This is a genomic window from Paenibacillus sanfengchensis (assembly GCF_036864765.1).
GTDB classification, from domain to species: domain Bacteria; phylum Bacillota; class Bacilli; order Paenibacillales; family Paenibacillaceae; genus Fontibacillus; species Fontibacillus sanfengchensis.
Genome location: NZ_JBAGJC010000005.1, coordinates 407964 through 420142, shown reverse-complemented (window position 1 = coordinate 420142; position 12179 = coordinate 407964). Strand labels below are relative to the sequence as shown.

At 51.4% G+C, this 12179-nt stretch carries 9 protein-coding genes; 8 read left to right on the top strand and 1 reads right to left on the bottom strand.

All coding sequences use genetic code 11. From position 1 onward, the window contains the following. Positions 1-50 precede the first annotated feature (50 nt). The 4 genes from V4U84_RS13815 to V4U84_RS13800 all read left to right on the top strand — a co-directional run bounded on the left by V4U84_RS13815 (position 51) and on the right by V4U84_RS13800 (position 4674). A complete protein-coding gene (locus V4U84_RS13815) occupies positions 51-944 on the top strand; it encodes a carbohydrate ABC transporter permease (RefSeq protein ID WP_334077342.1) in 894 nt (297 codons plus the stop codon). A 4-nt stretch (positions 945-948) separates the two neighbouring features. Beyond that, the gene (locus V4U84_RS13810) at positions 949-1782 is read left to right on the top strand and encodes a carbohydrate ABC transporter permease (RefSeq protein ID WP_334077341.1); all 834 of its coding nucleotides are present in this window, start codon (positions 949-951) and stop codon (positions 1780-1782) included. 55 nt (positions 1783-1837) lie between these two features. After that, on the top strand, positions 1838-2806 hold the full coding sequence (locus V4U84_RS13805) for a glycoside hydrolase family 43 protein (protein WP_334077340.1): 969 nt from the start codon (positions 1838-1840) through the stop codon (positions 2804-2806). A gap of 320 nt (positions 2807-3126) precedes the next feature. Next, a complete protein-coding gene (locus V4U84_RS13800; protein WP_334077339.1) occupies positions 3127-4674 on the top strand; it encodes a response regulator transcription factor in 1548 nt (515 codons plus the stop codon). Between the two features lie 120 nt (positions 4675-4794). Here the strand turns inward: V4U84_RS13800 and V4U84_RS13795 are convergent, their stop codons facing one another. Next, positions 4795-5706: an AraC family transcriptional regulator gene (locus V4U84_RS13795; RefSeq protein ID WP_334077338.1), complete on the bottom strand. Its 912-nt coding sequence runs from the start codon at positions 5704-5706 to the stop codon at positions 4795-4797. A 139-nt stretch (positions 5707-5845) separates the two neighbouring features. Here V4U84_RS13795 and yicI point away from each other — a divergent pair, with 139 nt between their 5' ends. The 4 genes from yicI to V4U84_RS13775 all read left to right on the top strand — a co-directional run bounded on the left by yicI (position 5846) and on the right by V4U84_RS13775 (position 12097). Beyond that, the gene (yicI, locus tag V4U84_RS13790; protein WP_334077337.1) at positions 5846-8164 is read left to right on the top strand and encodes an alpha-xylosidase; all 2319 of its coding nucleotides are present in this window, start codon (positions 5846-5848) and stop codon (positions 8162-8164) included. A 161-nt stretch (positions 8165-8325) separates the two neighbouring features. Beyond that, positions 8326-10104 (top strand): cache domain-containing sensor histidine kinase, encoded by a 1779-nt coding sequence (locus V4U84_RS13785; RefSeq protein WP_334077336.1) that lies wholly within the window; start codon positions 8326-8328, stop codon positions 10102-10104. Between the two features lie 93 nt (positions 10105-10197). Beyond that, positions 10198-11178 (top strand): ABC transporter permease, encoded by a 981-nt coding sequence (locus V4U84_RS13780; RefSeq protein ID WP_334075270.1) that lies wholly within the window; start codon positions 10198-10200, stop codon positions 11176-11178. 16 nt (positions 11179-11194) lie between these two features. After that, positions 11195-12097, top strand: coding sequence for a carbohydrate ABC transporter permease (locus tag V4U84_RS13775; protein WP_334077335.1), 903 nt, complete (start codon positions 11195-11197; stop codon positions 12095-12097). The last annotated feature ends 82 nt before the right edge of the window (positions 12098-12179 follow it).

Below are 12179 nucleotides of genomic sequence, written 5' to 3'. Positions count from 1 at the left end.
GGAGCTGCTCCGTTACGGGAGCGGCTCTCTTCCCAAAGGAGTAAGGGACTATGATAAAAAGATTTCTATATTCGCAAAAGGTCGCTCCTTACGTTTTTGTGCTGCCCTTTATCTTGGTTTTTGTTATTTTTTGGGCTTATCCGTTGGCCAGCTCCTTTACCATGAGCTTTCAGAAGCTGACTCTCGGGCAGGAAGCGCAGTGGGTAGGCATGGATAACTACACCAAGCTGATGGGGGACGGCATCTTCCTTAAAGCGCTCATCAACAGCGCGGTTTATATGGTGCTCACCTTGGTCATTCTGATCCCTTTTCCGATGCTGTTTGCCGTATTAATCAACAGTAAATTCATGTGGGGACGGGAATTTTTCAAGTCGTCCTTCTTTTTCCCGGCGCTGACCTCGGTTGTCGTCGCGGGGACGATTTTCCGCCTCATGTTCGGGGAGATGGAAGGCTCGCTGTTCAACAGTATACTGGGCTACTTCGGCGTAGACCCGGTCAAGTTTTTGAAGGGCCAAGTCACAGGCTATATCGCTCTCGTTGCGCTGGCGACTTGGAGGTGGACGGGGGTTAATATGCTGTACTTTTTATCGGGATTAAAGAGCATTCCCGACGAGTATTACGAAGCCGCCTCGATCGACGGCGCGACCCGCTTCCAGAAGTTTACGCAAATCACGATGCCGCTGCTCAAGCCGACGACCATCTATGTGCTCACTATCAGCATTTATGCCGGCCTGGCGATGTTCATCGAGAGCATGATGCTTTGGAACGGCAACAACTCGCCGAAAAATATCGGTCTGACCATCGTCGGTTATTTGTACCGCCAAGGGATCGAAAAGAACAACCTGGGCTATGCGGCCGCGGTCGGGATCGTTCTGCTCGCCATCACGATGATTATCAATCTGACGCAGTTGACATTCTCCGGAATGTTTAAGAAGGAGGACTGATCCCATGAAAAAGGATAACGCCATTAAAGTGTCCCTCTTTCTGTTCTTTGCCGTCCTCTGCCTTCTGATTCTCATCCCGTTTTATGCGGTAACGATCGCTTCGTTCAAGCCCGGTGAGGACCTGGTCCGGTACGGTCTGAATTTGCGCTTTGATTTGAAAGTCATGAGCTTCGACAATTTCGTCTACCTGTTTACGGGCGAACACGCTTATTTCAGCTGGTTTTTTAACTCCTTGCTGTTAACGGTTGTTCAGGTCGCTTTAACTTTGATTGTGAGCGCCACGGTTGCCTATGGATTTTCGGCCTACGAATTTAAAGGAAAGAACTTCCTTTTTATATGCGTGCTTCTGATCATGATGGTTCCGTTTGAAATTCTGCTGCTTCCGCTTTATACGCTGACCCATAATATCGGGCTGATGAACAGCTATTCGGCGATTATTTTGCCGGGGATCGCGAGCGCGGCGACCATTTTCTTTTTCAGACAGTATTTGAGCGGGATTCCCAAGGAGATCATCGCGGCGGGCCGGGTGGACGGGGCCTCGGAATACGGCATCTACATGCGTTTGATTTTGCCCGTCATGAAACCTTCGTTCGCGGCCATGGCGATCCTGAACGGAATGAACAGCTGGAACAATTTCCTCTGGCCGTTCATGGTCCTGAGCGACGCCAACAAGTACACGCTTCCGATCGGGCTGAAGACGCTGCTGACCCCTTACGGGAACAACTATGATCTGCTGATCGTCGGCTCCTTCTTTTCGATTCTGCCGATATTTATCCTGTTTGTGGCCTTCCAGAAATATTTCATCGACGGTATGACCGCAGGTGCCGTAAAAGGCTAGAGCCTTTTGCGTTCAACCTTATAGATAGAACATAGATAAAAGGAGAGAAAAAGGGATGAACACAAAACGAGAATACGTCAATCCGGTGGTGGAACAGCGTGCGGATCCGTGGGTTTACAAGCATAGCGACGGTTACTATTATTTTACCGCCTCGGTTCCCGAATACGACCGGATCGAGCTCCGGCGTTCTGCCACTATCCAGGGCTTAAGCGAGGCGAAGCCTGTGGTGGCGTGGCGGAAATACGAAACAGGCCCGCTCAGCGCCAATATTTGGGCCCCGGAAATCCATTATATTCAGGGAAAATGGTACATTTATTTCGCGGCGGCCCGGACGACCGAAACGCAGGACGGCCTGTTTGATCACCGCATGTACGTGCTGAAGAACGAGTCGGCCAATCCTTTGGAAGGGACCTGGGTGGAGAAGGGACAGGTTCGAACCCGTTGGGAGAGTTTTGCGCTGGACGCCACCACCTTTGAACATCGTGGGGAGCAGTATTATGTCTGGGCGCAGAAAGATCCGGAGATCGAAGGGAATTCCAACCTGTACATTTCCCTGATGGAGAATCCATGGACGCTTAAAGGAGAACAGGTCATGATTTCAACACCGGAATACGAGTGGGAAATCATCGGGTTCCGAGTCAATGAAGGCGCCGCGGTTCTGAAGCGGAACGGGCGGATTTATATCAGTTATTCGGCCAGTGCGACCGATCATCATTACTGCATGGGACTATTGTGGGCCGACGAATCGGCCGATTTGCTGGATCCGCGTTCCTGGAACAAATCGCCGGAGCCGGTCTTCCGGACATGCGAAGAAACGGGACAGTACGGGCCGGGGCATAACAGTTTTACCGTATCGGAGGACGGCGAGGACGTTATGATTTATCACGCCCGGAATTACAAGGAGATTACGGGAGATCCGCTTTATGACCCGAACCGGCACACTAGAGCGCAAGTGTTCGGTTGGACGGAAGACGGAATGCCGGATTTCGGAATTCCGGTGAGGGACGGAGTCCGAAACAAATAAAGAAAGCGCGACAGCGGGGATCGCCTGCGGCATTTGGCCGAGGCGGTCTTTTTTTAGATTATCAGAAAGTATATACTCGTTGGATTTGCTACCTGGTACGTCTGACCAAGAGCAAAGTTCAATCGTCCAAACATCAAAATTGTACAATAAATGCACAGAATAATGTTTGTAAGAACTGGAAATATCATTATAATTATTTATGTAAACGCTTTATCCCCTTCTCTGAGGAGAAAGGTTTTTTTGCGTTTAATCAAGTGTCCCATGTTGGGTAGGGAACGCTGGACAGAATACGGTAATACTTCCGGCAGGGGGAACAAAACATGATTAAAGTGCTGATTGTGGACGATGAACCTAAGCTTCGTGAAGGTTTGCGGACATTTATAGACTGGAACGCCTACGGCTATACCGTCGTGGACACGGCTGCCAACGGCAATGAAGCGTTGGGGAAGTATAAATTGCACTCGCCCGATCTGGTCATTGCCGATATCCGGATGCCGGGGATGGATGGACTGCAGTTGATTGGGCTGCTGCGGCAGCTTAATCCGATGCTTCATATTTTAATTCTGAGTGGCTACGCCGATTTTGATTACGCCAAGAAAGCCATTACGCAGCGCGCGGACGGATACTTGCTGAAGCCAGTGGACGAGGACGAATTAATCGAATATATCGAGAAAATCAAGCTGCAAATCCAGCAGGAACGGCTAGCCGAGCAGTGGAACCACGTGACCAGAGAATGGAGCCGGGATGCTTTCATTCAAGGGCTTCTGGCCAGCCCCGAGAAGGAAGAAACCGAGCTGCAGCAGAGAGCGGATGAGCTTGATCTGCGCTGGAAGAGCTACCAGGTTCTGCTGATCACCCTGCACATGGACGAAGAAGCCGATCCCGAAATCGCCAGCCATGTGCGGCAAAATATGGTGTCAAGGTTTGAAATGACCGGGCGGGGCTGCGTATTCAGCTTCCATACGCATATCGGCATACTATTAAAAGCCCCGATTCTTGGGGTTGAAACGGACAGCATCTACCAGGGAATTTGCGAGGCCGTATCCGGGGCGGGCGTGGAATTCACCGCTGCGGTGGGACCGAGGGTTGGCGGATTGACCGAAGTGGTTCATTCCTTTCAGGCGGCGCGGGAATTGAGTAAGCATCACTTTTTCCTTGGCAACGACAGGCTGCTTACCTGCGATATGTTGGAGAAGCTTCAGAAGGAAGTGCCGCCGGCGGATTTCGGATCGGCAGAGTTTTATGAACAGCTTTATTACGCGGTCGAAGTAGGCAACCGGGAGATCGTGAAATCGCTGGTCCGCCGCAAAGGGCAGTCTCTTGTAGCCGAAGGGCAGAGCGAAGGAGACATCAAGCGGGGATTTGCGGAACTGTTGACGGCGATCCTTGGTAAAGGGTTGAAGCAGTCGCCGGAGCTGCAAAGCCGCAGCAAGGAGTTTTCGGACCGCCTCTCCGAAATTTACAAGGTCCGTACGCTGGAAGCGCTTTACGTCAAAACAGAAGTTTTTCTGGAGCAGATGATGAGCCAGTTAAGCGAAGGCAGTAAGCACCGGGAAGTCAAAATTATGCTGGATTTGATTCACCGCAATTTCAGCGACAATTTGAAGCTGGAAACCTTGTCGGGCATTTTTAATTATAACAGCGCCTATCTCGGCAAACTGTTCAAGAACGAGACCGGCGAGTATTTCAACACTTACCTGGACAAAGTCCGGATCGAAAAGGCCAAATCCCTGCTGGAAGAGGGACTGAAAGTTTACCAGGTTGCCGAGAAAGTCGGATATACCAATGTCGACTATTTCCATAGCAAATTCAGGAAGTATGTGGGGACCTCTCCGTCCGCTTACCGGAAAACGGCAAACCATGCATAAAAACCGGCTGATCAGCCGGTTTTCTTTGGTTAAAAAGGCGGGGCCCGATATAAACTAAGCGAAAGCTTGTAGCTTCTCCAGAATCATTTCACACTCTTGCCTATTGCTAATTCTTTTAGTTCAACTTATATAGGTTTCGGCTCCGGTAAGGAGTTTCTTGCGAAACTCCGAAGGCGAGCAGTTCATCGTTTTCCGGAAAACCCGGATAAAGTAGCTGATATTGTCATAGCCGACCTCAAGGGCGACAGCGGAAATTTTGCGTTCCGGATCCCGGAGCAACTCGGCGGCCTGGCGAATCCGGTAGGAGTTGATATAATCCATCGGCGTTTGCCGGGTCATGGATTTAAAGAACCGGCAGAACTGCCCCTCGCTCATTGGGATTAAAGAAGCCAACTCGCTCAAGCGAATCGGGTTCTCGTAATTGTGCTGGATATAATGGATAACGGTTTTCAAACGTTCCAGCTTGGAGGATTCGCTCCGGTTGCTCGCGGTACGGTTGCAGGTTTTGCCCTGCCCGACCGTCTCGGCCAGCATCAGATAGAGGTGGCCCTTCACGGCGCCGGCGAATCCGGGCAATTCGTCGCTGCAGCTCTTCATAATAGAGACGATGTGATCGAGCAGACCGGATTCGCAAGGATTCCCCCGCTTGATGTGTCGCGGGAAGGTCGCTTTCCTTTCCTGCAAGGGCAGGATCAGGTTTTCCTGAACGGCGTCGTAATGGGCGCTGGCGAGCAGATTCGTATCGAACACGAGGGAAAAGAAGGCGCATCCCGCTTCACCCAACGCATGGGCGGCATGGATGTCGCTTCCGTCCACAAAGACGGCTTCCCCGGCCCGGACCGGAAAGTAATCGGTATCGATCTGAAAGAGGGTTTCCCCCTCCACACAGTAAAAGATTTCGGCTTCCTCGTGCCAATGGCAGTCGATGACATGCTCCCCGGGACCGTAGCGGAACCAATAGGTTCCGAATGGCAGGTGCTCGTCGCCGTGGGCCCGGCTTTCCTTTAAAGAGCGCCGTAGAGCTTGATCCATGATGTTCACCTCAAAATTGTGTCATATTATCATCGAATTATGTTAGAATGATTTCTTTTTAATCAGTATAATGCAAGTGTAAGAGAATTTATAGTGGGAATAAGAACAATATTGTAAATCGAAAGGCGGTTTATCTCCAATGAAATTTACCGATGGAAACTGGCTGATTCGCGAAGGATTCAAACTTTCCACCGCAGTTCAGGCCTACGATTTTATGGTTCAAGATCAAACGCTGACAGCCTCCGCTTCGACTACACCGCTTCGCGGCCGCGGGGATATGATTAATACAACGTTGCTTACCGTGCAATTCCATTCGCCGCTGCCTGGCGTGATCGGCGTCAAGCTGATCCATTTTGCGGGGACCGTCGATCACGGCCCGAACTTTGAACTTGCGAAAAGCGGCGATCATGCCGTTATTACGGAAACCGAAGATTATGCCGAATTGAAGAGCGGCGACCTCAGCGTCCGTATCTCCAAAGGGGCGCAGTGGTCGGTGGACTTCTACCGCGGATCGCAGCGCCTGACCGGCAGCGCGTTCAAATCGATGGCGCATGTGACCGATCCAAACGGCGAAATCTTCATGCGTGAAGAACTGGATTTGAGTGTGGGCGAACTGGTTTACGGTCTGGGTGAACGCTTTACGGCCTTCGTCAAGAACGGTCAAATCGTGGATATCTGGAACAAGGACGGCGGCACCAGCTCCGAGCAGGCTTACAAGAACATTCCGTTCTATGTAACCAACAAAGGTTATGGCGTATTCGTCAATGATCCGGGCGGCGTCTCCTTCGAAGTTGCCTCGGAAAAAGTCAAGAAAGTTCAATTCAGCGTTCCCGGCGAATCGATCGAGTATTTTGTCATCGACGGACCGCAGCCGAAGGATGTGCTGGACAAGTACACGCAATTGACGGGCAAACCGGCCCTGCCGCCGGCCTGGTCGTTCGGCCTCTGGCTGACTACGTCCTTTACGACCGATTACGACGAGGCGACCGTGAACTCGTTTGTCGACGGTATGGCGGAAAGAGATTTGCCGCTGCATGTCTTCCATTTCGACTGCTTCTGGATGCGAGAATTCCACTGGACGGATTTCAAATGGGATGAGCGGGTGTTCCCGGATCCGGCGGGGATGCTGAAGCGGCTTAAAGAGAAAGGCCTCAAAATTTGCGTCTGGATCAACCCTTACATCGGCCAACGCTCCCGCCTGTTTGAGGAAGGCAAGAAGAACGGTTATCTCGTGAAAAAACCGAACGGCGACGTATGGCAGTGGAACTTGTGGCAGCCGGGAATGGCCTTGGTGGACTTCACCAATCCGGAGGCTTGCGAATGGTTTGCGGGTTATCTGCGCGAGCTTGTGGATATGGGCGTCGACAGCTTCAAAACGGACTTCGGCGAGCGGATCCCGACCGATGTCGTGTACCATGACGGCTCCGATCCGGTTAGAATGCACAACTACTATACGTATCTTTACAATAAAGTTGTCTTTGAAGTGCTGGAAGAAAAGCTGGGCAAGAATGAAGCCGCTCTGTTTGCCCGTTCGGCGACGGTAGGCGGACAGAAGTTCCCGGTTCACTGGGGCGGCGACTGCTACGCCGATTACGAGTCCATGGCGGAAAGCCTTCGCGGCGGCCTGTCGCTCGGCCTGGCGGGCTTCGGCTTCTGGAGCCACGATATCGGCGGGTTCGAGAACACGGCGCCGGTCCATGTATTCAAGCGCTGGCTCGCTTTCGGCCTGCTGTCCAGCCACAGCCGCTTGCACGGCAGCAGCTCCTACCGCGTGCCTTGGGCTTATGATGATGAGGCGGTGGACGTAACCCGCTTCTACACGAAGTTGAAATGCAGCTTGATGCCATATCTGTACGATACGGCCGTATATGCTACGGAGAAAGGCGTACCGAGCATGCGCGCCATGTTCCTGGAGTTCCCGGACGATCCGGCCGCCGACACGCTGGACCGCCAGTACATGCTGGGAGATTCCCTGCTGGTCGCTCCGGTGTTCAGCGAAAACGGCGAGGTTTCGTACTACCTGCCTGAAGGCAAGTGGACTCACTTGCTGAACGGCAAAACGGTCGAAGGCGGCAGATGGCAAAAAGAGAAGTACAACTTCTTCGGACTTCCGCTCTATGTCCGCCCGAACAGTATTCTTCCGATCGGTGCGAACGATACGCGTCCGGATTATGACTTCGCGGACGGCGTGAAGCTCGGCTTGTATCAGCTGGACGAAGGCGTAGCCGTAACGCGTGCGGTTCGCAACGTCAAGGGTGAGACCGAACTGCTTGTGACCGCGGTTCGCGAAGGCGGCAAAATCAAGCTCACCGCGGAAGGGGCCGGCAAGGCCTTTAAGGTAGCGGTTTATGGTATGGGCGAGATCGCTTCCGTGGAAGGCGGAACCCTGAACGGCGAAGGCATCGTTGAAGCGGCTTCCTTTACGGGCAAAACCGAACTGGTCATTTCCCTGAAATAATCAGCTTGCCCTCTTGTCCGCAAGTAAATTAATATGAACCTAGCGAGCCGGACAGCCGGCTGCGCCCGAATATCCCCGCTTTGATCAAAGCAGGGGATTTTCGGTTTTTATCGGGCTGTATAGAGAATTCACCATTTGCCCGAAATGCGGGAGGCGTGGCCATGTTAAGGAAAGTAATCCAGTTTACGAACAATCTGAAGTTGAAACACAAGCTCATGATCTCTTACATTCTTGTCGTGATGATTCCCGTCTTGATCGTAGGTGGCGTCGTTGTGGGCTATTTTCGGCAAGAGGCCATGGAACGGGCCATTAATCAGGCGACGAATAACGTGGAGAAAACGAAGTCCCAATTGGGGAACATGCTTAGGGTCCCTGTGGACGTCTCCAATACACTAATGCTGGACAAAGAATTGGAGCGCGTCGTATCAACGCGATACGACGATGTTTTGGAATTGACGAAGTCTTATTTGAACTATACCGGCTTCCAGCAGTTTACGAGAACTTACCGGGAAGTGGCCTCCGTTCGTTTTTATTATGATAATCCGACTTTGATTAACAACACCCAGCTGATTCCGGTGAACGAAAGTATCAGGAAGACGGGGTGGTACCTGGAAGCAATGAAAACCAAAAGCATCCGGTGGGCGTATATTGCCGATGACGATGTCCTTCCCGTCGGCAAGTTGAGTCTGATTCGCCAACTCCCTTTCCCGGAACGGCGGACAAGCGGCGTTCTGATGGTTTCGCTCGACCAGGATGAATTGAATCGGATTCTCCGGCAGGAGCCGTTCGAGACTTTGATCGTCGACCATCAGGGAATAATCGTCGCGGCCCAAAAGCCGGAGCTTATCGGGAAAGTGCTCGATCAGATGGGTTACGGCAGAAACCTGAGTACGAAGGGGACAGGGACTCACCATTTGGACATCAAAGGCGAGCGATCCTATGTCGTTGTGGACGATGTACTCCCGGAGTCTAGCGCCAACGGTTTAAAGATCATTTCCTTTTTCAGTACGGAGTCCATTGTCAAAGATGCCAACAGAGTCAGTTTGATCGGCCTTCTCATCATTTTGCTCGTGCTTCTGTTCGCGCTGGCGTTTGTTTATATCGTCTCTTTTCTGACGAGCAACCGTCTTCTTCGCCTCAGCAGGCACTTTAACCGGTTGGCGCTGGGGGACTTGAACGTCGTTTCCCGGATTGACGGAAATGATGAGATCGGTCAGCTTTACCGCCAGTTTAACTATATGGTGGAGAGCATCCGAATGCTGATGGAACAGGTTGTGGAGAAAACGGAGCAGAATACCGCGCTCGAACTGGCGCAGCGTGAAATCAAGTTAAAGATGATGGCCAGCCAGATCAACCCCCATTTTTTGTTCAACGCGCTGGAGTCTATCCGGATGAATGCCCATATGAAAGGCGAGAAAGAGATCGCGAATGTCGTGAGGCTGTTGGGCCGGTTAATGCGGAAAAACCTTGAAGTCGGCAGGGAGAGAACCCCGCTCAAGGAAGAAGTGGAGATGGTGCGTTCCTATCTGGAGATTCAGAAGTTCCGCTATGAGTCGAGGCTGCAGTTTGAGTTGAACGTCGATCCCGAGGCGAATGAGGTCCGGCTGCCGCCGCTCATTATCCAGCCGCTTGTCGAAAACTCGGTCGTCCATGGGGTTGAGGATAAAGAAGACGGAGTCGAAGTGGTTATCGAAATCCGGCGGCTGGCGGGGCATATCATGGTCAAGGTGATGGACAACGGGCTCGGCATGACCCCGGAACGGCTCGCGGAGGTTCAAAACTCGATCTCCGGCAGCGAGGAATCGGAAGGGAACCGGATCGGTCTTCGCAATGTCCATCAAAGGCTGGTTTTGTCTTACGGTGAGGAGTACGGCTTAAAGATCTACAGTGAATACGGCAAAGGGACTGAGATTTCATTTACTATCCCATGTAATGTCTAATTTTTATATGGTTTTCTCTAAAATCTGTCGGGTATTTCCGATTCCCCCCCTACTTTATCATAGAGGTATAGCAGAGAAGGGGGGATTGGACACATGGAAACGCTGTCAGCAAAACCCGGGGCCAGAAATGAAAGCGCCATCCCAAAACCGCCCAAGCAGCGGAAGCAAGGGTTTTGGAAGAGTGTGATACAGCAGAAATATCTTTACCTGATGTCCTTACCATTCGTAATTTGGTTATTCGTATTTAATTATCTGCCGATCTGGGGCTGGACGATGGCCTTTCAGAACTATAAACCGGCGAAGTCTTTTTCCGACCAAAAGTGGGTAGGCTTCAAAAACTTTGTGGAATTGTTCCAGGATGAAAGATTTTATCTGGTTCTGAGAAATACGCTGGCCATGAGTATCATGGGCCTGGTTGTAGGATTTATCATTCCGATCGCTTTTGCGGTATTCCTGAACGAGCTTCGGGGCAAGTACTTCAAACGCACCGTGCAAACCATATCTTACCTTCCTCACTTTGTGTCCTGGGTCGTCGTGGGGGGGATTGTTACGAAGATGCTGTCCAGAGACGGCGGGGTCGTGAACGATATTTTGCTGTCGCTGAACATTATTGACACGCCCATTCAGTTTATGGCTGAAGGCAAATGGTTTTGGGGGATTGTAACCGCTTCCGATGTGTGGAAGGAAACCGGCTGGAACGCCATCATCTATTTGGCGGCGATCACCGGGATCGATAGAGAGCTTTACGAAGCAGCCCGCGTCGATGGGGCCGGCCGCTTCAGACAAATTTGGAACATCACACTTCCGGGGATCCGAACTACGATCTCTGTGCTTCTGATCATGTCGATCGGTCATCTGATCGGAATCGGGTTCGAGAAACAATTCAACCTTAGCAACCCGCTTGTAACCGATTACTCCGAAGTGCTTGACTTGTACGCTTTGAACTACGGCATCAATATAAGCCGCTTCTCCTACGGTACGGCGATCAGTATGTTTACTTCCGTAGTAAGTATCATTCTGCTGCTGTTGGCCAACGGCATCATGAAGAAAACAACGAAAGAAAGCATCATGTAGGAGGAGGGGACGAGAAATGGCGACACAAGCATCGTTTAACGCTACCAAATCCGACCGGATCTTTGATGTTTTAAACGTCATCTTTATGGCGATCATTCTGGTCATCACGTTGTACCCGTTCCTGAACGTGTTGGCGATTTCATTGAACGATTCAACGGATACGGTCCGGGGCGGCATCCATATCTGGCCGCGCGAGTTCACTTGGGAGAACTATAAAACGATTTTTAGTTACAGCAGCCTGATCCAGGGGTTTAAAATTACGATTTTCCGTACGGTTGTCGGCACGCTGCTCGGTTTGGTCAGCGCGTCGATGCTGGCATACACCCTGAGCCGGCCGGATTTCAGATCGCGAAAGTTCGTGTCCGTGTTCTTGGCGCTCACGATGTATTTCTCCGGCGGTTTGGTGCCGACTTATATGCTGATGAGACATTTGGATCTGATCGGCACATTCTGGATTTATATCCTTCCGGGGATTGTAAGTGCATTTAATGTCTTCATCATCCGGTCCTTTATTGATGGATTGCCTTATGCCTTGCAGGAATCGGCAAAGCTCGACGGAGCTAATGACTTCACGATTTACTGGAGAGTTATTCTTCCGCTCTGTAAACCGGTTTTGGCTACGATCGCGTTGTTCCTGGCGGTAGGCCAGTGGAATTCCTGGTTTGACACGTATCTGTACAACGGGAATAAGCCACATCTAACAACCTTACAGTTCGAATTGATGAAAATTCTCCAAAGTACAAACCAAGGCGCCAACATGGTGAACGCCAATGACATGGCCAACCAGATGGCACAGGTTTCGCCGGAGTCGATCAAGATGGCGATCACGATCGTCGTTACGCTTCCGATTCTGTTAGTCTATCCGTTCCTGCAGCGCTATTTCGTTTCAGGCATGACGCTCGGGGCGGTAAAAGCATAAAAAACGGGGCGACAAGGTGAAATTTATAGTTCCGCCGCTGTCTGGGTTCGGCGCGGCGGAATGTTCTTCTTACAAGGCAGAG